The organism is Mycolicibacterium arenosum, assembly GCF_024320865.1.
Lineage (GTDB): Bacteria > Actinomycetota > Actinomycetes > Mycobacteriales > Mycobacteriaceae > Mycobacterium > Mycobacterium arenosum.
In genome coordinates this window covers 478,525-500,093 of the sequence record NZ_JANDBD010000001.1, presented here as the reverse complement: position 1 = coordinate 500,093, position 21,569 = coordinate 478,525, and the positions used below count along the sequence as shown (strand labels likewise).

Annotated in this window: 22 protein-coding genes; 7 read left to right on the top strand and 15 right to left on the bottom strand. The window is 67.8% G+C overall.

Annotated elements, in window-relative coordinates:
• From NM203_RS02480 to NM203_RS02435, 10 genes are read right to left on the bottom strand one after another with little or no spacing between them, the layout of a single operon-like run.
• Window positions 1-543, bottom strand: a complete 543-nt coding sequence (locus tag NM203_RS02480; protein WP_255058018.1) for a hypothetical protein — start codon at window positions 541-543, stop codon at window positions 1-3.
• Entirely contained in the window at window positions 540-1,124 is a 585-nt protein-coding gene (locus tag NM203_RS02475) for an Rv1363c family protein (RefSeq protein WP_255058017.1), read from the bottom strand. Before NM203_RS02475 ends, NM203_RS02480 begins: the two co-directional genes overlap by 4 nt.
• Window positions 1,088-2,590: an MCE family protein gene (locus tag NM203_RS02470; protein WP_255058016.1), complete on the bottom strand. Its 1,503-nt coding sequence runs from the start codon at window positions 2,588-2,590 to the stop codon at window positions 1,088-1,090. The genes NM203_RS02475 and NM203_RS02470 overlap by 37 nt, the downstream gene beginning before the upstream one ends.
• Window position 2,591: 1 nt before the next feature.
• Entirely contained in the window at window positions 2,592-3,743 is a 1,152-nt protein-coding gene (locus NM203_RS02465; RefSeq protein WP_303624126.1) for an MCE family protein, read from the bottom strand.
• Window positions 3,743-5,062: an MCE family protein gene (locus tag NM203_RS02460; RefSeq protein ID WP_255058015.1), complete on the bottom strand. Its 1,320-nt coding sequence runs from the start codon at window positions 5,060-5,062 to the stop codon at window positions 3,743-3,745. The genes NM203_RS02465 and NM203_RS02460 overlap by 1 nt, the downstream gene beginning before the upstream one ends.
• Window positions 5,059-6,414, bottom strand: coding sequence for an MCE family protein (locus NM203_RS02455; protein WP_255058013.1), 1,356 nt, complete (start codon window positions 6,412-6,414; stop codon window positions 5,059-5,061). The genes NM203_RS02460 and NM203_RS02455 overlap by 4 nt, the downstream gene beginning before the upstream one ends.
• The gene (locus NM203_RS02450) at window positions 6,411-7,442 is read right to left on the bottom strand and encodes a virulence factor Mce family protein (protein WP_255058011.1); all 1,032 of its coding nucleotides are present in this window, start codon (window positions 7,440-7,442) and stop codon (window positions 6,411-6,413) included. The genes NM203_RS02455 and NM203_RS02450 overlap by 4 nt, the downstream gene beginning before the upstream one ends.
• A gap of 44 nt (window positions 7,443-7,486) precedes the next feature.
• Window positions 7,487-8,938 (bottom strand): MCE family protein, encoded by a 1,452-nt coding sequence (locus NM203_RS02445; RefSeq protein ID WP_255058010.1) that lies wholly within the window; start codon window positions 8,936-8,938, stop codon window positions 7,487-7,489.
• A gap of 4 nt (window positions 8,939-8,942) precedes the next feature.
• Window positions 8,943-9,797 (bottom strand): ABC transporter permease, encoded by an 855-nt coding sequence (locus tag NM203_RS02440; protein WP_255058009.1) that lies wholly within the window; start codon window positions 9,795-9,797, stop codon window positions 8,943-8,945.
• A complete protein-coding gene (locus NM203_RS02435; RefSeq protein ID WP_303624124.1) occupies window positions 9,794-10,504 on the bottom strand; it encodes an MlaE family ABC transporter permease in 711 nt (236 codons plus the stop codon). Before NM203_RS02435 ends, NM203_RS02440 begins: the two co-directional genes overlap by 4 nt.
• A 264-nt stretch (window positions 10,505-10,768) precedes the next feature.
• On the opposite strand from NM203_RS02435, the gene NM203_RS02430 reads away from it, so the two are divergent.
• Window positions 10,769-11,254 carry a DNA-deoxyinosine glycosylase gene (locus tag NM203_RS02430; RefSeq protein WP_255058007.1) on the top strand — a complete coding sequence of 162 codons (486 nt, stop codon included), beginning with the start codon at window positions 10,769-10,771 and terminating at the stop codon, window positions 11,252-11,254.
• Window positions 11,255-11,285: 31 nt separating this feature from the next.
• On the opposite strand, the gene NM203_RS02425 is transcribed toward NM203_RS02430, so the two are convergent.
• The 3 genes from NM203_RS02425 to NM203_RS02415 are packed head-to-tail and all read right to left on the bottom strand — an operon-like array spanning window position 11,286 to window position 13,640.
• A complete protein-coding gene (locus tag NM203_RS02425) occupies window positions 11,286-12,104 on the bottom strand; it encodes an AraC family transcriptional regulator (protein ID WP_255058006.1) in 819 nt (272 codons plus the stop codon).
• Between the two features lie 25 nt (window positions 12,105-12,129).
• Entirely contained in the window at window positions 12,130-13,032 is a 903-nt protein-coding gene (locus tag NM203_RS02420) for an SDR family NAD(P)-dependent oxidoreductase (protein ID WP_255058005.1), read from the bottom strand.
• Window positions 13,029-13,640, bottom strand: a complete 612-nt coding sequence (locus NM203_RS02415) for a TetR/AcrR family transcriptional regulator (RefSeq protein ID WP_255058004.1) — start codon at window positions 13,638-13,640, stop codon at window positions 13,029-13,031. The genes NM203_RS02420 and NM203_RS02415 overlap by 4 nt, the downstream gene beginning before the upstream one ends.
• 104 nt (window positions 13,641-13,744) lie before the next feature.
• On the opposite strand from NM203_RS02415, the gene NM203_RS02410 reads away from it, so the two are divergent.
• The 3 genes from NM203_RS02410 to NM203_RS02400 are packed head-to-tail and all read left to right on the top strand — an operon-like array spanning window position 13,745 to window position 15,115.
• On the top strand, window positions 13,745-14,212 hold the full coding sequence (locus NM203_RS02410; protein ID WP_255058003.1) for a VOC family protein: 468 nt from the start codon (window positions 13,745-13,747) through the stop codon (window positions 14,210-14,212).
• Window positions 14,213-14,228: 16 nt separating this feature from the next.
• Window positions 14,229-14,660: an HIT family protein gene (locus NM203_RS02405; RefSeq protein ID WP_255058002.1), complete on the top strand. Its 432-nt coding sequence runs from the start codon at window positions 14,229-14,231 to the stop codon at window positions 14,658-14,660.
• A gap of 2 nt (window positions 14,661-14,662) precedes the next feature.
• A complete protein-coding gene (locus NM203_RS02400) occupies window positions 14,663-15,115 on the top strand; it encodes a nitroreductase family deazaflavin-dependent oxidoreductase (RefSeq protein ID WP_303624018.1) in 453 nt (150 codons plus the stop codon).
• Here NM203_RS02400 and NM203_RS02395 read toward each other — a convergent pair.
• Both NM203_RS02395 and NM203_RS02390 read right to left on the bottom strand, forming a co-directional pair.
• A complete protein-coding gene (locus tag NM203_RS02395) occupies window positions 15,112-16,164 on the bottom strand; it encodes an LLM class flavin-dependent oxidoreductase (RefSeq protein ID WP_255058001.1) in 1,053 nt (350 codons plus the stop codon). The genes NM203_RS02400 and NM203_RS02395 overlap by 4 nt on opposite strands.
• Before the next feature lie 81 nt (window positions 16,165-16,245).
• A complete protein-coding gene (locus NM203_RS02390; RefSeq protein WP_308212803.1) occupies window positions 16,246-17,061 on the bottom strand; it encodes a uracil-DNA glycosylase in 816 nt (271 codons plus the stop codon).
• A 75-nt stretch (window positions 17,062-17,136) separates the two neighbouring features.
• Here NM203_RS02390 and NM203_RS02385 point away from each other — a divergent pair, with 75 nt between their 5' ends.
• From NM203_RS02385 to NM203_RS02375, 3 genes are all read left to right on the top strand, one after another.
• A complete protein-coding gene (locus tag NM203_RS02385) occupies window positions 17,137-18,387 on the top strand; it encodes a multidrug efflux MFS transporter Tap (RefSeq protein ID WP_255058000.1) in 1,251 nt (416 codons plus the stop codon).
• Window positions 18,388-18,513: 126 nt separating this feature from the next.
• On the top strand, window positions 18,514-20,166 hold the full coding sequence (locus NM203_RS02380; protein WP_255057999.1) for an L-lactate permease: 1,653 nt from the start codon (window positions 18,514-18,516) through the stop codon (window positions 20,164-20,166).
• Window positions 20,163-21,554 (top strand): FAD-binding oxidoreductase, encoded by a 1,392-nt coding sequence (locus NM203_RS02375; protein ID WP_255057998.1) that lies wholly within the window; start codon window positions 20,163-20,165, stop codon window positions 21,552-21,554. The genes NM203_RS02380 and NM203_RS02375 overlap by 4 nt, the downstream gene beginning before the upstream one ends.
• Window positions 21,555-21,569 lie beyond the last annotated feature (15 nt).

Below are 21,569 nucleotides of genomic sequence, written 5' to 3'. Positions count from 1 at the left end.
TTAGACCGGGGTGAAGTCGGAGATCAACCACTCGTCGCCGGCCCTCTCCAACGTCACGCGGACGGCGGAGACCATGTCGGTGGGCGCGCTCGCGTCAACCACGACGGTCTGGTTGACGAACACCAGCACGACGGCCTCGGTGGCACTAGCGGAGACCGATCCCGCCCTGGCGACCGTTGCCGTCGCCGAGATCTGCTGCTGCTGCGCACCGGGTATCACCACCTCGTTGATCAACGAGGTGTACGAGTCGCGAAACTCGCCGGTGAGCAGATCGCGCGCGTCGTTCAGCTGCTGCTCGACCCTGTCCGGCGTGTACGAGAGCAGCGCGACCGAACCCGTCGAGGCGGCCTGTATCGCCTCCGTGCGCGCAGTGGAGCTGTCGCGTGCCGAATTGTCCACGTACTTCAGGAATCCCGCGGCCAACGCGAGAACCAGCGCGACGGCGGGCAGCACCCCGTAGGTCAGAACCCCGGTCCAGTCCACGGCCCGGCGCTGCGTCGGTCCCGCGGCCACGTCGACGGCGTCGTCGGGGGAATCCGTCACGGTACGAACTCCACGCTGGACACCTTGGCGTCGCCGTCGATCTTCTCGACCAGAATGCGCATGCGCCAGGCACGCGGAGGTGTTTCGGGTTGGCCGACGACCGTGGACGTCACGCTGACGGCGACCAGCACCTCCGCCTGAGTAGGTGTGTCACCCTCCTCGAGCGCCGCCTCCGTGACCGTGCCCACCGACCTCGACTGGACCCGACGAACGACGTCGGTGAACGAGGGCGCGCGCTGCTGGAAGTCGTCGTAGAAGGTCCCGGTCGCGGAGTCGAGGATGCGCTGCACGTCGGTGTCGATGTGCTCGTAGTCGAGCGTGGTCAAGTTGATGGCGCCCTGGCGCCCGACCTGAAGGAACGTCGCACGCTGCTGTTGGAGATCGCTCGACTCCTTGGCCCGAAAGCCCAGCCAACCGGTCAGCGCACCGAGAACCAACACCGCGATCAGGCCGGCGATGAGCGCCGGTCGGCGAGAGAACGCCTCCGCGGCGCCGCGGCCATCGCGGTCCTCCGGCGGTTCGACCGGCTCGTCTGCAGGTTTGCTCAGCTGCCCGGCGGGGGCAGCAGCATCGACTGCCATGTTTGCTCCTCTGTAGCGTTACGGGCCAGGTCCGACTGCGTGTACACGCGTCCGTCCGGTCCCACGTACGTGCCGGTCGCCGGATCGTATTCGGCGGCCGCGATGGGCGGCGGCGGAGGAACCGGCGGTACAGCTCCTGTAGCAGGCGAGACGGCCGGAGGCACATGCGGGATATCCTGCCCGGACAGCGTCGCGTTGGGGTCGCCCTTCCAGTTGTAGCCGTCGTTGAGCGGTACGTACTGCTCGTTGCTCTCGCACTGCTGCCACGTCGGGGCGCGTTTGCCGGGCACGGTGATACACGGCAGGTTGCGGGCGCCGCGCACGTTGAACGGGGCGTCCTGCGGAACCCGGCAGTAGACGTCGCCCGGTGGCCGGTCGGGATAGTCCTCGAACGTGGGCACCCTGGTCTGCTGGGCGGGCAGGAATCCGGTGGTGCACGGTGGTGGCAACTGCTGCGGCGGCAGTGGTATCGGTGCCGGCAGCAACGGGATCGCCAGGTTCAGATTGAAGACCAACGCATCACCCTCGTAATCCTGCGTCGTGTTCCGCTTGTGCACTCCGACGGCCTGCGTGACCGCAGTGCCCTGAGGCAGCAGCACGAGCAACTGCTCGATACTCGGCTGGTAGGCGACGGCCACTTCTCCGACGCTGACCAGGTTGGCCAGCACGATCGGCAGCGTGGGCCGCAGCCGGTCGAACAATGCCCGCACCTCGTCAGCGGCACCGGGGCCCTTGGCCAGGATGCCAGCGACGGCCGGATCCTGACTCTGCAGCTGACCACTGATACTCGCCAGGTTCGCCGCCCACTCCCGGATCGAGCCCGCGGTGTCGGTCTGGGTGTCGAGAACCGGCTTGACCTGGTCGATCAGCGTCGTGATCGAGTCGAGGTTCGTTCGGGCGTCGATGGCCAGGGTGGTGCTGCCGCTGACCAGCCGACGCAGTTCCGGTCCCAGTCCGCCGACCGCGAGATAGGCCTCGTCCACGACGGTCTTCAGGTTGTCGCGCGGGATCGCCTCGAGGCCCCGGTTCGTGTTGTCCAGGACCGTGTTGATGTCGGCCGGAACGGAGGTGCGATCGAGCGGGATCACGTCACCGTCCTTCAGCGCCGGACCCGCGCCGTTGCGGGGAAGCAGTTGAACGAACTGCTCGCCGACCGACGACACGCTGTGCACTTCGGCGTCGAGGTCGGCGGGAATCTCGACGTCGGAGTTCAGAGACAGTTCCGCGACGACGCCGGTGCCGGTCAGCACGACGCTCTTCACCTCGCCCACCTCCACGCCGCGGTAGGTGACATTGGCCCTCGGGTACAGCCCGCCCGTTTCGGGCAACTCCACCGTGACGCGATACTGACCGACGCCGAGAAGGGCGGGCAACCGCATGTAGCCCACGACCATGATCGCCAGCGCCGTGGTCGCGATGACGGCGAAGATCGCCATCTGGATGAGGATTTGCCGGGTCATTCGCATGCTAGGGCCCCTGGTCGAGACGGTAGGGAGCGACCAGCGGATTACCCGCCGTGCCCGGCCCGCCCGCGTTGCACGGGCTGGGGAACTGGCCGATGGTGCGGCCCCACTGCAGCTCCAGCCAGGTGAGATCGCACTCCCACCGCGTTCCGGTGAAGAATCCGGAGTCGATCCGGCTCAACGTCAGATCGAGAATCAACGTCAGGTTCGCGTAGTCGCCGCGGATCCAATTGGTGAGGGTCTCCTTGGGGAACGGGAAGGTGGGCAGAAAACTCAGCGCGCGCGTCAGCGCCGGACCCGCATCGGCCAGCTCCTGCAGAACCACGCCGAGGTCTTCGAGCTCCTGAACCAGAGCCTCCTTCGTCTGGTTGACGGAGTCGGCGGTGAGCGCGCTCAACCTGCCGAGTTGCACGAGCGCCTCGGTGAGGTTGTCGCGCTGGTCTCTGAGCACTGCAAGCGCATTCGGAATCGTCTGTAATGCCCTGTCCACCACCGGTTTCTGCGCGGAGAACTGACCGACCAGAGCGTTCAGGCTCTCCGCCGCGGCGATGATGTCCTGCTTCTGGTCGTCGAGGTGACCGATGGCGACGTCGAGTTGCTCGATCAGGCTGCGCAAGTCGTTCTCGCGACCCTCGAACGCGGTACTCAACGCCTCGGTGATGTCTTGAATCTCGCCGATGCCGCCCCCGTTCAGCAGCAGTGCAACCGCGGCCAGCGCCTGCTCGGTGCTCGGGTACGCACGCGACGACGCCAGTGGAATCAGCGCGCCCTCCTGCAATCTGCCCTCGGGCGGGACGTCGGTCGGCGGTGCCAACTCGATGTGCAGAGACCCCAGGAGGCTGGTCTGACCGAGCGTGGCCGTCGCGTTCGCGGGCAGATCGACGTCACCGTTGAGCTCCATCGTCACCAGTGCATGCCAACCCTGCCGCTCGATCCTCCTCACGTGACCCACGTTCACATCGCCCACTCGGACGCGGGAATTCGGCTCGATGTTGTCCACGTCCGGCATCTGGGCCTCGATGATGAACGCCCCCGGCCCCGTGCCCTCCACGCCCGGCAGGGGAAGAGAGTTCAGTCCTCGCCAGTCCGCGCAGCCGGAGAGCAGCACGGCCGCTGCGACCGCGACGATCAATCCACGAAACAGACTGTCCCGCATCATGGCCCGACCTCCGGTGGCACCATCAGTCCGTACAGGCCGTCCGCCGGGTTCGGTGTGGCCGGGGCCTCCGCCGCCAAGGGCGGACCCATCGCCGGCGTCGACGGCTGCCCCTCAGTCGGTGGTTGCTGTTGCGGAACTGCTTGCGGTGGAATGTAATCCGGACGCAGCCAATCCTCGCTGTAGGTGAGTTCATTCGGCCGCGTGGTGCCGCCGACGAAGACGTTCTGGGCGAGGGGCAGGAAGTTGTACTGGCGGTTCTTCATGATCGGCGCCAGGTACTGCACACACAGCTTCGCGGACTGCTCGGCGCCCAGCCGCGAGGCCGCCTGAATGGCGCCGCACAGGAAGGAGAGCGGATTGGCGAAGTTGTTGAGCATCGGCACGCTGCTCACCGCGCCCTGGGCCGGCTGCCAGATGTTCACGTAGTTCTGCAGGGTGTTGGGCGTGACGTGCAGTACCTGCTTGATGTCGCCCAGGCTGTCGGTCAACGCCTGGGTCACCCCCGCCAGCTTGTCCGACGTGGTGCCCAGCGCTTCGCGATTGTCGGCCACGAACGTCTGCACCTCGCCGACGACGCCGTCGAGATCGCGAATCGCGTTGGCCACTTCGTCGGGGTCGTTGCTCAGCGAGCCGGTCACGGACGCCAGGTTCTGGTTGAGTTGTCGCATCAAGGTGGTGCTGCTCTGCAGTGCCGACACCAGTATTGCCAGATTCTTGATGGTCGAGAAGACATCCGTGCTGTGATCGCCCAGGGCCGTGACGGCTTGCGACAACTTGACGACGGTGTCACGGATGTTGGCGCCTTCACCACGCAGGTTGTCAGCGGCGGTGTTGACGACCGAACCCAGAGGGCTCACCCCGCCGGGCTCGGTGGGCTGCAGCGTGTCCGTCAGCGTCTCCAATTGCTTTCGCACCTCGTCCCATTCGATCGGGACCGCGGTGCGTTCCCGCGGAATGACGGCGTCATCGGCCATGACGGGGCCCCCGGTGTAGGCGGGAGTGAGCTGAAGACTCCGCGCCGTCACCAGCGTCGGTGACAGGATGGCGGCCTTGGCGTCAGCCGGAACGTCGTACCTGCTGTCGAACCAGAACGAGATCTTGACCGATGTGGGCAGCGGCTCGATGGACTCGATCCTGCCCACGGGCACTCCGACGATGCGGACGTCGTCGCCGGCGTAGATGCCGTTGCTGTTCTCGAAGTAGGCGACCACGTGGGTGCGGTTGATCCGTTCGACGTTGCGTAACAGCACGATTGCACCGCCGGCCAGTATGACGACGAGCGCCACGGCCAGGAGGTTTCGGGCGGTGCGCGTCATTGTCCGGCCTCCGGGGGTGCAAGGGGGGGTATCTCACCGGGTGCCGGCACCAGGACGGGACTCGGCGTCGGCTCCGGTGTGGAGGCCAATTCTGGTGGCGCCAACGCGGGCGGCCCCGGCGGCGGACCGCCGGGCGGCGGTGCGGGGAGAGGCTCGCGGTAGGGGTAGCAGCCAGTCGGTCCGGGCAGCGGCAGGCCCGGCGGACCGCACCCCTGATCGCCGGGATTGCCGGTGATGGCGTCCGGAATGGTCAGCCGCGGTTCGCCGCCCTGCCCCGTCCGCGGGTAGGGCACCGGCAACGGCGGTGTTGCCGGCTGGCCCACCTGCGGGTCGGTGCGCTCCGACGGAAGCAGCACGTTGGGGTCGAGACCGAGATCGGAGAACGCGGCGTCGACGAACGGCTGCAGGAACTGACCCGGCAACAGGTTCGCGACGTAGGTCTTGAAGAAGGGCCCCGATGACACGGATTCGCCGAGTGACATCGAGTACTGGCCGAGCAGTTTGATCGATCTCTGCACGCGTTCCTTGCGGTTGTCGACGATCGTCAGTACGCCGTTGAGCTTGTCCAGAGCAGGTCTCATGGTGTCGCGGTTCTCGGCGATGAAGCCCGACAGCTGATTGCTGAGCGCCGAGATGTTGCCGGCGATCTGATCCAGTGCGGCGCTTTGGGATTGCAGCTCGGCCAGCAGCGCGTTGGTGTTGGCGACCAGGCTCACGACCTGATCGCTACGCTCGGCCAGCACCGCGGTGGCCTTGTTGGCGTTGACGAGCAGGCCTCGCAGCTCCGCATCGCGCTCATTCAGCGTCTCGGAGAACCGCGCCACGCCCTCCACCGCGATACGCAGTTCCGGCGGGGTGTCGGAGAACGTCTCGGCCAACACCCTCAGCGAATCCGACAGCTGGTCGGTGTTCAGGCCACTGATCGTCACCGCCAGCTCGCCGAGCGCGTCGGGCAGTTCGTACGGCGAGGTGGTCCGCTCGAGCGGAATCGTGTCGGACTGCCGACCGTCACCGCGGGGGGTGACCTCGAGGATCTTGGTGCCCAGCAGACCCCTCGTCTTGATCGCCGCCTCGGTGCGGTCGCCGAGCCGGATGTTCTTGGCGACGGTGAACGTCACCAGCGCCCGCGGCCCGTCCACTTCGATGGACTTGACCTCACCGACCTTGAACCCCGAAACCTGCACCGCCTCACCGGTTGTCAACCCACCGGCCTCGGCGAAGAAGGCCGAGTACTCACTGCCCTGAAGGAACGGCAGCCTGTCGTAGTTCAGGGACCCCAGCACGATGCCGATCGTCAGCAGCAGCCCTACGACACCGACGACGAGTTGATTCCGTTCACTGAAGGACTTCACTTCGGCGCGCACCTCCCGGTGGACTGGCCGGCGACCTTGATGTACACCGGTTGGCCACCCTTGCCATTCGTCTTCAGCACGAGGTCGCACAGATAGAACGAGAAGAAGTCGCCGGAGATGCCCTGCCGGCTCAGCGCTTGATAGGCATCCGGCAGCGTGTTGAGCAGATCGTCGAAGTACTCGTGGTCGGCCACCACGATTCCCGCCGCGCGGTCCGTCTCCTGGATCGCCTTCGCGAACGGCGGACGGGCCTGCGCCAACAAGTCCGCGATGCTCGCGGCGGCCGCATTGGTGGACGCCACGCCGTCGGCGATGTCACCCTTGCGCGCCTGCAGCGTCCCCACCAGATCGCTGAGAGCGTCGACGGCCTTGGCGAACTGGTCGCTCTGGTCGCCGAGCGATCCGAGAACGACGTCGAGGTTGATGATGACCTCGCCGATCAACTGATCCCGGTCGGCCAGCGTCGCCGTGAGCGCCGCGGTCTGGGCCAGGAACGAGTTGATCGTCGTGCCTTGTCCCTGCAGGGCCTGAATCAGCTGGCCCGACAACGCATTCACCTGATCGGGGTCCAACGCCTTGAACAGCGGCCGAAACCCACCGATCAACGCGTCGAGGTCGAGCGCCGGCGAGGTGCGGGACAGGGGAATCGTCTCCCCCGGCGCGAGAATCGAGGTACCACCCGCGCCCTCCTGCAGGGCCAGATAGCGGCCGCCGATGAGGTCGTCATAGCGGATGACGGCCTTGGTGCCCTCGGTCAGCACCACCGATTCCTCGGCGGTGAACTCGACCAACGCCGTGGCGTCGGATTGGATCTCGACGTCGTTGACCTTGCCCACCTCCACGCCCGCGACGCGGACGAAGTCACCGTTCTCCAACCCGGTCACGTTCGTGAACTCGGCCGTGTAGGTCTTGGTCACCAGCCCGAAGCGCAGCTCCCCGAAGACCGCGAACAGCCCGAAGACGCCGAGCAGGCAGACACCCAGGAAGACGGCAAGGCGCAGCGCGTCGTGGCGAATCTTCGCTGTCATGCTCTGCATGGCGGGTTAACCTCTCGCGGCTTTCTCGGTGTCGGTCACGGGCTCGGGGCGGCTTCGCGCGGCAGCGGAATGGGCGGCAGCGGTGTCGGTTGCATCTCTGCGGGCGAATGGACGATGAACGGCTCGGTACCCGGCGTCGGACCGGGCTCCCTCGGCGCCATCGGGGGTGGCGCCGGCGGCAGCCCCAACCACAGCGGGGTGCCGTCCGGCCCGTACAGGTCCGCGCCGTAGGGCGGTGCCCCCGGGTACGGGATCGGCCCCGGCGCAGGCCCGCCGAACAGATTGCGGATGCTCGGCGGTTCGGGCACCGCTCGGGTGGTGGGGAGGTAGTTGGCCCACGCCGGGAAGCCGATGCCGGGGTTCGGGCGCCAGTCGATGCCGGTGCCGAAACCGGTGTTCGTGACGAGGTTTCGCACAGGCCAGTTCTGTGCGACGTCGGGCAGTGAACCGCACCCCGGCTTGCCGCCCGGTCCACCCTTGGCGCCGATGACCGGCAGGTTGTCCGGGTAGTGATACGGGTCGTCCCCGAGCGACAGCCCGACGTCGAGGATGAGCGATCGCCCGTTGCCACCGGGCGCGTCATACCCGCCCGTGTCCAGCAGGGTCTTCGCGCCCTGGAGCAGGCAGGTGTACTCCGGGCTGTACTTGTAGAGCAGGTTCGTCGTCGGTTCGAGCACGTTGATGGCCTTGATGAGGTTCTCCTGATTGGGCGCGATCAGACTGATGCCGCTGTTGGAGAGCCCGATGGTGGCGAGCAGCAGTGCATCCAACTGCCCCGCGTTGTTCGCGATGGTGTTGCTGGTCGTGCTCAGCGCGTCGAGTGTGGTCAGGATGTCCTGCGCCGCCACGCTGAACGAGTCGTTGAAGTCCCGCAGCGCTCGCAGGTCGGCGGTTATCGTCTCGTGGCGCGGATTCAGTTCGAGCAGAACCTGATTCGCGTCGGTGGTCGCCTGGCCGATCCGCTCGCCCTGACCGCGGACACCGTCGGCGAGCGCCGACAGCGTGCTGTTCAGCTTCGCCGGGTCGATCTTGTCGAGTACCGAGACAAGGTTCTGGAACACCGTGTTGGCCTCGACGGTGACGTTGCGCGACTTGATCACCTGTCCCGCCGCCAGCCGCTGCTCGCTGGGGTCGCTGGGGTAGACGAGATCGACGAACTTGGCGCCGAATACCGTGGTGGCCCGGATCTGAGCCTCGACGTTCGCCGGGATGTACTTGACCTTGTCCTTGTCGATCTCCAGCGTCAGCGACACCTGCTGGCCGCCCCCCTGGATCGACGCCACCCGCCCGACCTGTACGCCGCGCAACTTGACCCTGGCGTCGTTCTCCATGACCAGGCCCGACCGATCGGAGGTCAGAGTGACCTTCTCGGTCTCCGCGAAGGTGCCGACGAACGAGGCGTACGTCGCGAAGAAGGCGACGCCTATCACGACCACGAGGATCAACGTCCACCACGCGGGATGCAGGCCTTCGTCGTGTTCGTCCACCGCGTCACCCGGCCAGGTTGAAGTTGCCGGACTTGCCGTACACCGCGAGAGAGAGCATCACCAGGACGAAGGCCGAGACGATCAGCGACGAGCGCACTGCCCGCCCGACGGCCTCCCCCACTCCCGCGGGCCCACCTCGAGCGGTGAAGCCGTAGTAGGTGTGCACGAGCATGATCACCACCGACAAGGCGATGCACTGGCCGAAGGACCACATCAGGTCGGTCGGGTTCAGAAACGTCTTGAAGTAGTGGTCGTAGACACCAGTCGACTGCCCGTAGAGAACGGTGGTGCCGAACCGCGCCGCCCAGAACGCCATCAGCACGCCCACGCAGTACAGCGGGATGACCACGAGGAATCCCGCGATGACCCGGCTCGAGGCGAGGAACGCCACGCTGCGGATGCCCATCACCTCGAGCGCGTCGATCTCCTCGTTGATCCGCATCGCGCCGAGTTGCGCGGTGGCTCCGGCGCCGATGGTGGCGGACAGCGCGATGGCGGTGGTGGCCGGCGCGATCAGGCGCACGTTGAAGTAGGCGGACACGAACCCCGTCAGGGCTTCCACACCGAGTTCGGAGAAGTCGCTGAACCCCTGTACCGCCACCAACGCGCCCGTGGTCACGGTCAGGAAGCCCACGATCGCGACGGTGCCGCCGATGATGATGAGCGCGCCCGCCCCGAGGCCCATCTGGGCGATGATCCGAATCAACTCGACCCGGTAGTGGACCAACACGTAGTGCATCGAGCTCAGCGTGCGGCCGTAGAACTTGGTTTGCGTTCCAATGTGATTCCAGGCTCCGGCGACGCCGCGGAACCGGCTCTTCAGCCAGGGCAACTGGGAGTGCGGTCTGGCGATGGTCATAGCGTGATCTTGATCGCGACGGCCGTTGCGACGATGTTGATCGCGAACAGCGCCATGAAGGTGAACACCACGGTTTCGTTCACCGCGTTACCGACCCCGGCCGGCCCGCCACGTACGGAAATCCCCTTGTAGCAGGCGATCAGCGCGGCCGAGAGCCCGAACAGCGCCGCCTTCACCAGTGCGATCACCACGTCGGTGGCACCGATGATCAGGGTCAGACCGGCGGCGAAGGCACCCGGCGAGACATTCTGGATGTAGACGACGAAAAAGTAGGCGCCGGAGAGTCCGACGAGAATCACGGTGGCGGACAGCGCCAGCGACACGACGGTGGCGGCCAGCACTCGGGGGACGACGAGCGCCTGAATGGGATCGATGCCCATCACCCGCAGTGCGTCGAGCTCCTCCCGAATCGTCCGCGCACCCAGATCGGCGCACATCGCGGTGGCGCCGGCTCCGGCCACCACCAACACCGTCACGATGGGCCCGATCTGTCGCACCGTGCCGAGGGCCGCCCCCGTACCGGAGAAGTCGGCGGCACCGATTTCGCCGAGCAGGATGGTTTCGATGAACGTCAGCAGCACCGTGTACGGGATGGTCAACAACAACGTCGGCACAATCGACACGCGCGCGACGAACCATGATTGAGAGATGAACTCACGCCAGGCGAAAGGCGGTCGGAACATCGCCGCGAACGTGTCGAGAGCCATGGCGTAGAAGCCGCCGAACGCACGCAGCGGCTTCCCGATTACGTTGGCGGTGGCCACTACTCGAGACCTCCCCGCCTGAATATCTCCGTCGAGGGCCTGATATCCCTCCCACGGACGTGCCGTCAGTAGGAGGTGAGTGTTACATCGGGGGTACAGCGGAGCCCCCGGGTTCTCCGACTTCGAGGACCAACGGCGGAATTGAGGTGACTTTGGACCCCGATCGGGCGATTTCGCCACGCCGGACCGCCCGTTAAGGTGGGATTCGTGGAGCCTGTGCGGGTGGGACTGCCGCCCGTGGTCGGGTCCGACGCACGGGTGCTCATCCTCGGGTCCTTCCCCAGCGAGCGATCGCTGGAGACGGGCGAGTACTACGCGAATCGGCGCAATCAGTTCTGGCCGCTGCTCGGTGCCGTCTTCGGCTTCGCCGCCGACCTGCCGTACCCGGACCGGCTCGCCGAGGTGACGAGCCACGGCGTCGCACTCTGGGACGTCGTGCACAGCTGCCGTCGGTCGGGCAGCATGGACCACAAGATCGACCGGAACTCGCTGGTGATCAACGACTTCGGCTCGCTGCTCGACGAGAACCCCGGTATCGAACGGGTCTTCCTCAACGGGTCGACGGCGCTCGACCTGTACCAGCGGCACGTCGCGCTGCCCCTCCCCGCGATTCGACTGACCTCGAGCAGCGGTGCGGCGGCGATGTCGCTGCCCGCCAAGCTCGAACTGTGGCGCGTGCTGTCGGGCTCCTAGCAGGAGACGCCGCACGCAGCCGGCTGGCTGATCAGGAGTGCCGTGCGGCGTACTCGCCAGGGGTGCAGCCCAGCATCGCGCGGAAGTCGTTGATGAAGTGCGCCTGGTCGTACCACCCCAGGCGGACCGCCAGGCCGGCGCCGTCCACGTCCGGGTTCGTCTCCAACTCCAGCGCGGCGTGCTGCAGCCGGTAGCGTCGGACCACCCACTCGACCGGGACGCCGACGAACGAGGTGAACACCCGCTGCGTCGTGCGCGTGCTCCACGGCGAGTGCGTCATGACATCGGCCACCCGCCGGATGCCCGCGTCGTCGCGGATGCGGTCCATCAGACGCAACAGTTCCGGATAGGCCGCCGGTTCGTCGGCGCGGTGCGCGGCGACGGCGTCGTCCATCCGCGCGGCGGTAAGGGTGACGTCGTCGACGAAGTCGACTGGCGCCCCGAACAACTCATCGTCGACCGGCACCACTCGTCCGGTGTACTCGCCTGCGGTCCGATCGAACCTCGCCGCGAAGCCACCCGGACGAAAGCGACATCCCACGACCGCGCCGGCCTCGGACAGCGTGGTGGTGAACACGTGGTCGACGACGCCGTGAAGCAGCGACGCGGGCAGCGGATGTCCGTGCCGGGGCGAGTCGGTCCCCCATTCGCGGGTGAGGTGCATGCTCGGGAACGTGATCACGGTGCTGTCGAAGGCCGGCTTACCGCGCAGATCCCATGTCACCGACCAGAAGTGCTCGATCCAGCGAGCAGCGCCGTCAGACGGCGCCCAGCGCGCGAGATCGAACAACTCGCCCGTGCGGCCGCGGCCGACGAGGCCGAGTTGCGGTTCGCCGGAGGTGTCGTCCATCCGCCTCAGCCTACGAGCGGCCCCGTCACGCCGTGCTGCTCTGCACCAACCGTTCACTGGTCCGCCACAGGTCCGCGGCCTTGGCCTCGTCGTAGGAGTCCGGTGAGGATCGAATCTCCTTGACGCCCTCGTAGTACCGGCCGGTGACACCCTCGAACGCCGGGTCGACGGCCAGAGCGGCGAGCCTGCGGCCGGATGTGCGGGTGGTGTTGACGTTGGGAAGCACGCGCAGCATCGGTCCGATGATGCGCCAGACCAACCGCATCGCCGGCGAGTAGTCGCGAGCGAGCCCCGACGCGGGCATCAGGCCGGGGTCGAACGCGGTCACGGTGATGCCGCGAGCGCCCCGCCCCAGCCGCCGGTCCAGTTCGTAGGCGAACAGCACGTTGCACAGTTTCGAGGTGGTGTACCGGCGTCTGCCGTCGGCCGACGCGTCGGCGGCCGGGTACGCGAGGTCCTCAGCCGAGGTGTAGTCCGGGTGGGGCATCCCGGTGAACTTCTGCGGGTCGTGCGTTCCGCTGGCCACGACGACGATCCGGCCCGGTGCGGCGAGGTGGTCGAGCAGTCCCGTGACGAGCTCGAAGTGTCCGAGATGGTTGACACCGAAGGTCATTTCGACGCCGTCAGCGGTGAACTTGGTGGTCGTCGTCTGTAATCCCGCGTTGCACACGACGGCGTGCAGCGGTGGCAGGCCCGCCGCCGCGAACGCCGTGACGAAGTCGCGCACGGAGGCGAGCGACGCCAGATCCACCCGGATCACCGAGCAGCGTTCCGGCGCACCGAGTTCGGCGATCGCCGCCGTGCCCAGTTCGGGGTTGCGCACCGCGAGGACGACGTGCCAGGAGTCGTCGCGCTCCAGAAGGTTTCGGGCACACTCCAATCCGAGGCCTGCGTTGGCTCCGGTGACGATGACGGTACGGGTGGTCATTCTTCCTCCAGGAGGATCGGCAGCAGTGCGGTGACGGACTGCAGCAGCCGTCGGTACATCCGTTCGATGTCGGTGGCATCCGGCTCCACGTGGTCGGCGATGAACACGCCGTCGGAGATCGCCATCGCAAGCGCGGTGAGCTCGTCGAGCGCGTGGTCGGCCCGGTCCGGCGGCACGTCGGGCGGCAGCAGGGTGGCGATCGCAGCGCGGAAGCCCGCGGCCGCGGTGCCGCGCACCCGTCGCACTGCGGCTGCGACGTCAGGGTCCTCATTGCGCTCGAGCGCCAGCAGGTACACCAGCCGTAGGAATTCGGGGTGCTCGGCGAGCAGTTTCGCGGTCGCGGCGAGTTGAGCCTCGATATCGGGCGCCGCGTCGCCGTGCCGCGGAATCGCGCCGAAGAAGCGCTCCGCACCGCGCTCCATGACGGCGGCGAGCACTCCCTGCTTCGAGCCGAAGTGCCAGTAGATGGAGCTGGCGGGCAGTCCGCACCCCGCGCGGATGTCGCTGACGGACGTCGCCGCGTAACCCTTCGTCGCCATCAGGCGTTCGGTGACGTCGAGGATCAGCTCGCGCGAGCTCTCGCCCTGCCGCTGCCGCTTGGTGCTCACCCTTCGACCTCTCTGTAAGGATCGTTACAGACACACTAGCAGACAAGTGGCGAATGGCGCGTTTTTCCAAGCGGTCGCGGCCGGGCCGCGGCCAGGCTGGAGACATGACCGTGCAACCGATTCCCCGGGGCTACACCAGCCTGACCCCGTTCCTCGTCATCGACGGCGCCGCGAAGGCCATCGAGTTCTACACGTCGGTGTTCGGCGCCGACGTCGTGGAGAAGATGGACGCCGGCGACGGCACGATCGCCCACGCCGAACTCGATTTCGGGACCGGGCGCCTGCAACTGTCCGATCCGAACGCCGACTACGGCCTTGCCGCGATCGAACCCGGCGAGACCGTGACCCACTCCGTGGTGCTGTACTGCGCGGACGTCGATGACGTCGTCGCCCGTGCCAAGAACGCCGGGGCGACCATCCGCGAGGACGTGCAGACGTTCGTGACCGGTGATCGATTCGCGTCGATCGTCGACCCGTTCGGACAACGCTGGGCGGTGATGACCCGCGTCGAGGAGGTCGACGCCGACGAGCGTGACAGGCGCCTCGCCGAGTGGTCGAAGGACAACCTCTAGGCGCTACGGTGGGCCCATGTCATGTGTGTTCTGCGCGATCGTCGGCGGTGACGCTCCGGCGGTGCGCATCTACGAGGACGACGACTACCTGGCGTTCCTCGACATCCGGCCGATCGTCAGGGGTCACACCCTGGTGGTCCCGAAGAAGCACACCGTCGACCTCACCGACACCCCGCCGTCGACGCTCGCCGACCTCATCCGCATCGGCCAGCGCATCGGCCTGGCCGCGCGCGACTCCGAGTTGAAGGCCGACGGCTGCAACATCGCCGTCAACGACGGGAAGGCCGCGTTCCAGAGCGTCTTCCACATCCACCTGCACGTCGCGCCGCGACACGCAGGCGACAAGCTGTCGTTCGCCAAGGGGCTGGTGATCCGCCGCGACCCCGACCGCGAGGCGACGGGACGCATCCTGCGCGACGCGCTGGCCGAACTCGACGTCAAGGAGTGATCATGAGTACCGAGCACATGCCCGTCTTCGAACGCCTCATCGGGTATCCCCTGCTGAAGTTGCACGACCGGATCTACAAGGCGACCGGCGGCCGCATCGGTCACCGCATCCCCTTCACCGCTCCGATTCTGATGCTGCACACCGTCGGCGCCAAGACCGGTGCCCAGCGGACGAACTCGCTGAGCTACGCCAAGGACGGCGACGCCTACCTCGTCGTCGCATCCATGGGCGGCGCACCCAAGGCGCCGGGCTGGTACTTCAACGCCAAGGCCAACCCGAAGGTCGAGATCAACGTCGGGGCCAAGCGATTTCCCGTAACGGCGACGATCATCACCCCGGCGGACCCCGACTACGCCCGCCGCTGGAAGCTGGTCAACGACAACAACAATCACGTCTACGAGGGGTATCAGAAGCGCACCACGCGGCCGATCCCCATCGTCGCGCTGACTCCTTAGAACAGCTCCTTGGCGAGCAGTTCCAGCGTCTGCTCCCGACCGGGCGCGGTCGCCGGGTCGGTGCCGCGGTAGGCCGACGCGACGGGGTTCACCATCACCTCGTCGACGCCGAAGCGCTCGGCCAGTTCGCGCACCTGAGCGGCGGCCTCGGCGGGCGTTCCGATGATCGCCCTCGTCAGACCCGAGGCGACGACGGCCTCCTGCTGCGGCGTCAGCACACGGGTCCGGGCATCCTCGACCAGGTCGAGCGGACGCAGCGGCTGACCGGTGCGCAGCCAGGCCATCATGTGCAGGTTCGGCAGCATGAGGGCTTCGGCTTCCGCTCGCGTCGGCGCGACGGACGCGTTGACCGTCATGAACGTCGTCGGTTCGGCGGCCAGGTCGCTGGGCCGGAACTCGCTGCGGTACACCGTGAGCGCCTCCTCGGTGCCCTGCCCCGAGAAGTGGTGGGCGAACACGTACGGCAGCCCCTTGGCCGCCGCGAGATGCGCCGAGTACATCGACGAGCCGAGCAGCCACAGTCGCGGCTCGCTCGCCGCCGCGGGCGTCGCCTTCAGGATGTAGTTCTGGTTTAACAGGTTTCGGCCCTGCAGCGACACCGAGACGCCCTGCGCGCTCATCAGCGCGACGACGTCGTCGAGGTACTGCGGGAAGCGCTCCACATCCTCGTCACCCCGGCCCGCAGGCCCGCGCAACGCGATCGACGTCACCGGATCGCTGCCGGGGGCCCTGCCGAGGCCGAGGTCGATGCGCCCCGGCGCGGCGGCTTCGAGGAGCGCGAACTGCTCGGCGACCGCCAGCGGAGCGTGGTTGGGCAGCATGACACCACCCGACCCGAGACGGATCTGCGAGGTCTGGCCCGCGAGGTACCCGATCAGCACCGGCGGACTGGTCGCCGCGACCGCGGGCATGTTGTGGTGTTCGGCCAGCCAGTAGCGCGTGTAGCCGAGGTTGTCGGCGGTCTGGGCCACCCGAAGGGTCGCGGCCAGTGCGTCCGAGGTGGACTGGTCGGTGCGGACGGGAACGAGGTCGAGAACCGAAAGTCGCATTAGTCGTGCAACGCTGCCAGTGGTCGATCCGTTCCCCGCTTCTTCTGCGATTTCGGCGTGTTCAGCGGCGCCCTGCGCGTCTCAGCACGCCGAGATCGCGAGTTGGAAGACGTCGTCGAGCATAGCCGGGGTGAGCCGTCCGGTGAAGGTGTTCTGCTGGCTGGGGTGGTAGCAGCCGATGAGCGTCACGCCGTCGACCACGACCGTCGCGAGGTGCCCGAACTTCGGCAGCGGCACGGGCACCTGCGCACCCGCGGCACGCAGCACGTCGAACGCCGCCCGCCACGCGAAGCCGCCCAGCACCACGATCACCCGAACGCTCGCCCCGCGCAACCGCCACTCGGCGTCGAGCCAGGGCGCGCAGGCCGACCGCTCCTCGGGCAGCGGCTTGTTGTCCGGCGGCGCGCAGCGCACCGCGGCGACCACGCGGGTGTCGTTGAGCGTCAAGCCGTCCGCCGCGTCGATGCTGTGCGGCGAACTCGCGAGACCCGCCCGGTGCAGCGCGGCGAACAGGAAGTCGCCGCTGCGGTCACCGGTGAACACCCGGCCGGTGCGGTTGGCGCCGTGCGCGGCGGGTGCCAGGCCGAGCAGCCAGATCCTCGCGTTCGGCGGGCCGAAGCCGGGTACCGGCCTGCCCCAGTACGGCTCGCCCTCGTAGGAGCGCCGCTTGGCCAGCGCGACGTCCTCGCGCCACCGCACCAGCCGTCGGCAGGCCCGGCACACGCTGACCCCCGCGTCGACGTCGGCGACCGACCGCGCCCGCCGGGCCGCCGCGCGCACCCCGGCGGCGGACTTCGCGACGACGGTGTCCGGCTGCGCGGGATCCCCCGGCCAGTCGGTCGCAGCGGGCACGGGTGAGTCGAACAGCGCGCCGGTGCGGGGATGCGGAAGTTGCACACCCACACTGTGCACCGTCCGGAAATGTCGTCGCGCCAGGGACACCCCCGCTGTTAGATTCCACCGAGATACCTCATGAGCACCACAAAGCACGGCCCCGTCCTGCTCATCCTGTTCGCGGCACTGATGGCGGGTGCGGGCAACGGGATCTCGATGATCGCGTTCCCGTGGCTGGTGCTGCAGCGCAGCGGTTCGGCGCTCGACGCGTCGATCGTGGCGATGGCGGGCACCCTGCCACTGCTGGTGGCGACGCTGATCGCGGGCGCGGCCGTCGACTACCTCGGGCGGCGGCGGGTGTCGATGATCTCCGACGCGCTCTCCGCGCTGTCCGTGGCCGCCGTTCCGGTGATCGCGCTGACGTTCGGCGTCGACGCGGTGAACGTCGCCGTGCTCGCCGCCCTCGCAGCGCTCGGCGCGTTCTTCGACCCCGCGGGGATGACGGCGCGCGAGACGATGCTGCCCGAGGCGGCAGGACGGGCCGGCTGGACTCTCGATCACGCGAACAGCGTGTACGAGGCCACGTTCAACCTGGCCTACATCGTCGGCCCCGGAATCGGCGGCCTGCTGATCGCCACGCTCGGCGGCGTCAACACGATGTGGGTGACGGCGGCCGCGTTCGTGCTGTCGATCGGCGCGATCTCGGTGCTGAGGGTGCTGAAACTCGAAGGCGCCGGCCGGCCCGACTCCGACAACCTCCCGTCCAACGTGTGGGCGGGAGTCAAAGAGGGCCTGTCGTTCGTGTGGAAGTCGAAGGTGCTGCGTGTGCTCGCCGTCGTCGACCTGACGGCCACCGGCCTCTACATGCCGATGGAGAGCGTGCTGTTCCCGAAGTACTTCACCGATCGCAACCAGCCCGCCCAACTCGGGTGGGTGCTGATGGCGTTGTCGATCGGCGGATTGGTCGGCGCGCTGGGCTACGCGGTGATGTCGAAGTACATGAAACGTCGCACCACGATGCTGATCGCGTTGCTGACACTGGGGATCGCGATGACCACCATCGCGTTCCTGCCGCCGCTGCCCGTCATCCTGGTGCTGTGCGCCGTCGTCGGGTTCGTCTACGGGCCGATCGCGCCGATCTACAACTACGTGATGCAAACCCATGCGCCGCAACGCCTTCGCGGCCGAGTGGTCGGCGTCATGGGATCACTCGCCTACGCGGCCGGTCCGCTCGGACTGATCATCGCCGGCCCACTCGCCGACACCGCCGGCCTGGAGAAGACGTTCTTCGCCCTGTCGCTGCCCATGCTGGTGCTCGGCGTGGTCGCGCTCTTCCTGCCCGCGCTGCGCGGCCTCGACGATCCTCCGCCGGCGAAAGACGTGATCTGACAGGTGGCGGAGGTTCACCACCGGGTGTTCGCGATTCGGTGATCACCGCCGCATCCGGGGTTTATCGGGGCGGCGCACGCGGGTAGTCCGATCGCGATGTGATCCGTGCCACACCGAGGTGGACCCGTGTACCAGCAAGTCCTAGATCCCGTCGCGAGCTCCCTGACCTGGAGCGCGCTGGTCGCCGCCGTGCCCCTGCTCCTGCTCTTCGTCCTGCTCGGGGCGCTCAAGATGACGGCGTGGGTCGCGTCGATCATCTCGCTGGCGGTGAGCGTCGTGATCGCCGTCGTCGTCTACGGCATGCCCATCGGGCAGACCCTGCTGGCCGGATCGGAGGGTGCCGCCTTCGGTTTCTTCCCGATCCTGTGGATCGTCATCAACGCGATCTGGGTCTACCAGATGACCGTGGAGACAGGCCATTTCGACGTGCTGCGACGCTCGTTCTCCTCGGTCAGCGACGACCAGCGCATCCAGGCGATCATCATCGCGTTCTCGTTCGGCGCACTGATCGAGGCGCTCGCCGGTTTCGGCACCCCGGTCGCCGTGACGTCGGTGATGCTGATGGCCCTCGGCTTCGCGCCGCTGAAGGCGGCCGTGCTGGCGCTGGTCGCGAACACCGCGCCGGTGGCGTTCGGTGCCATGGCCACCCCGATCATCACGCTCGGCAAGGTCACCGAACTTCCCGCCGACACGCTCGGGGCCATGGTCGGGCGCCAGACCCCGATCCTCGCGCTGTTCGTCCCGCTGGCCCTGGTGATGGTCGTCGACGGCTGGCGCGGCATCCGTGAGACGTGGCCGGTGGCGCTGTCGTGCGGCGTCGTGTTCGCGGTCGCGCAGTACGCCACCTCGAACTTCCTCTCGGTACCGCTCGCCGACGTCGTCGCCTCGCTGCTGTCCGCCGGCGCGGTCGTCGCCCTGGTTAAGGTGTGGCAGCCGCGGTCGTCGTACAGCGAAAGGTCCGCCGTCACCGTCGGTTCCGGTGCGGGCGATACACCCGCACCGCCGGGGGCCGACGCCGACGCCCCCGAAGAACGGGACTCGCGGGCCGACGTGGTCAAGGCCTACGCGCCGTACGGGATCATCATCGCGGTCTTCGTGGTCTGCCAGATTCCCGCGGTGAATCGCCTGCTGGACCAGGCCACGCTGGCGGTCGACTGGCCCGGTCTGCACGTCGTCGACGCCGACGGCGACCCGTCGACGATGACGAAGTTCAGCCTCAACCTGCTCACCTCCCCCGGCACCCAGATGCTCGTCGCGGGCGCGTTGACGATGCTGGCACTGCGGCTGTCGGTGCCGCGGGCGCTGAAGGCCTACGGCGCCACGCTGCACCAACTGCGGTGGGCGATCGTGACCGTGATGACGGTGCTCGCACTGGCGTTCGTGATGAACCTGTCCGGCCAGACCATCACACTCGGCACCTGGATGGCGGCGGCGGGTGGAGCGTTCGCGGTGCTCTCGCCCATCCTCGGCTGGCTCGGCGTCGCGGTCACCGGCTCCGACACGTCAGCCAATTCGCTGTTCGGCGCGCTGCAGGTGACCGCCGCGAATCAGGCCGGGCTGTCCGATGTGCTGATGGCCGCGTCCAACAGTTCCGGAGGCGTGCTGGGCAAGATGATCTCGCCGCAGAACCTCGCGATCGCGGCCGCCGCCGTCGGGCTCGACGGCAAGGAGGGCGACATCTTCCGCCGCGTCATCCTCTGGAGTCTCGGGTTCCTGGTCCTGCTCTGCCTGCTGTCGGGCCTGCAGGCCTCACCGGTGCTGTCGTGGATGGTGCCATGACACCTCGTAGCATCGACGGGGTGGTCGCAAACGTGCTCGCTGAGCTGATCGCCGAACTTCCCGACGGCACCGTGGTCGTCGACCCGGACATTCTGGAGTCCTACCGGTGGGACCGCGCCGCCGACCCCGACGCGGGCACCCCGCTGGCGGTCGTCCGACCGCAACGCACCGAAGAGGTGCAGACCGTCATGCGGTGGGCGACGGCGCACCACGTCGCTGTCGTCCCGCGCGGCGCCGGTACCGGCCTGTCCGGTGGCGCGACCGCACTCGACGGCGGCATCGTGCTGTCGACCGAGCGGATGCGCGACATCACCGTCGACCCGGTGACCCGCACCGCCGTCACCCAACCCGGCCTCTTCAACGCCGAGGTGAAGAAGGCCGTCGCGGAGCACGGCCTCTGGTATCCGCCCGACCCGTCGTCATTCGAGATCTGCAGCATCGGCGGCAACATCGCCACCAACGCCGGTGGGCTGTGCTGCGTCAAATACGGCGTCACGACCGACTACGTACTGGGCATGCAGGTGGTGCTGGCCGACGGGACCGCGGTGCGACTCGGTGGACCGCGCTTGAAAGACGTTGCGGGACTGAGCCTGACGAAGCTGTTCGTCGGCAGTGAGGGCACCCTCGGCATCGTCACCGAGGTGACGCTGAAGCTGCTGCCCGCTCAGCACCGCGGCTGCACGGTGGTCGCGTCGTTCGCCGACGTGGCCGCCGCCGCCGACGCCGTCGTCGAGATCACCGGGAAGATCCGGCCGTCGATGCTCGAGTTCATGGACGCCACCGCCATCAACGCCGTCGAGGACAAGCTGAAGATGGGTCTTGATCGCAACGCCGCCGCGATGATGGTCGCGGCGTCGGACGACCGCGGCCCCGCGGGAGCGCAGGACGCCGAGTTCATGGCGAGGGTCTTCACCGAACACGGTGCGACGGAGGTGTTCTCGACCGACGATCCCGAGGAGGGCGAGGCGTTCGTCGCCGCGCGCCGCTTCGCGATCCCCGCCGTCGAGGCAAAGGGGTCACTGTTGCTGGAGGACGTCGGCGTGCCGCTGCCCGCGCTGGCGGACCTGGTGTCCGGTGTCGAGAAGCTCGCCGCTCAGCACGGCCTGCTGATCTCGGTGATCGCGCACGCGGGCGACGGCAACACCCACCCGCTGATCGTGTTCGATCCGACCAACGCCGATGAGACCGCTCGGGCCCACACCGCGTTCGGCGAGATCATGGACCTCGCAGTCGGATTGGGCGGCACGATCACCGGTGAGCACGGCGTCGGCCGACTGAAGCGGCCGTGGTTGGCCGGCTATCTCGGACCCGAGGCGATGGAGCTGAACCGTCGCATCAAGACGGCGCTGGATCCGGACAACATCCTCAATCCCGGCGCCGCCATCTAACCCGGCAGTGGCGGT

What these genes read in the sequence shown, in the direction of transcription:
- NM203_RS02475 (WP_255058017.1), bottom strand. Translation starts at nt 1,124, where the DNA reads ATGGCAGTCGATGCTGCTGCCCCCGCCGGGCAGCTGAGCAAACCTGCA.
- NM203_RS02470 (WP_255058016.1), bottom strand. Translation starts at nt 2,590, where the DNA reads ATGCGAATGACCCGGCAAATCCTCATCCAGATGGCGATCTTCGCCGTC.
- NM203_RS02465 (WP_303624126.1), bottom strand. Translation starts at nt 3,743, where the DNA reads ATGCGGGACAGTCTGTTTCGTGGATTGATCGTCGCGGTCGCAGCGGCC.
- NM203_RS02460 (WP_255058015.1), bottom strand. Translation starts at nt 5,062, where the DNA reads ATGACGCGCACCGCCCGAAACCTCCTGGCCGTGGCGCTCGTCGTCATA.
- NM203_RS02450 (WP_255058011.1), bottom strand. Translation starts at nt 7,442, where the DNA reads ATGACAGCGAAGATTCGCCACGACGCGCTGCGCCTTGCCGTCTTCCTG.
- NM203_RS02440 (WP_255058009.1), bottom strand. Translation starts at nt 9,797, where the DNA reads ATGACCATCGCCAGACCGCACTCCCAGTTGCCCTGGCTGAAGAGCCGG.
- NM203_RS02435 (WP_303624124.1), bottom strand. Translation starts at nt 10,504, where the DNA reads ATGGCTCTCGACACGTTCGCGGCGATGTTCCGACCGCCTTTCGCCTGG.
- NM203_RS02425 (WP_255058006.1), bottom strand. Translation starts at nt 12,104, where the DNA reads ATGGACGACACCTCCGGCGAACCGCAACTCGGCCTCGTCGGCCGCGGC.
- NM203_RS02420 (WP_255058005.1), bottom strand. Translation starts at nt 13,032, where the DNA reads ATGACCACCCGTACCGTCATCGTCACCGGAGCCAACGCAGGCCTCGGA.
- NM203_RS02410 (WP_255058003.1), top strand. Translation starts at nt 13,745, where the DNA reads ATGACCGTGCAACCGATTCCCCGGGGCTACACCAGCCTGACCCCGTTC.
- NM203_RS02405 (WP_255058002.1), top strand. Translation starts at nt 14,229, where the DNA reads ATGTCATGTGTGTTCTGCGCGATCGTCGGCGGTGACGCTCCGGCGGTG.
- NM203_RS02400 (WP_303624018.1), top strand. Translation starts at nt 14,663, where the DNA reads ATGAGTACCGAGCACATGCCCGTCTTCGAACGCCTCATCGGGTATCCC.
- NM203_RS02395 (WP_255058001.1), bottom strand. Translation starts at nt 16,164, where the DNA reads ATGCGACTTTCGGTTCTCGACCTCGTTCCCGTCCGCACCGACCAGTCC.
- NM203_RS02385 (WP_255058000.1), top strand. Translation starts at nt 17,137, where the DNA reads ATGAGCACCACAAAGCACGGCCCCGTCCTGCTCATCCTGTTCGCGGCA.
- NM203_RS02375 (WP_255057998.1), top strand. Translation starts at nt 20,163, where the DNA reads ATGACACCTCGTAGCATCGACGGGGTGGTCGCAAACGTGCTCGCTGAG.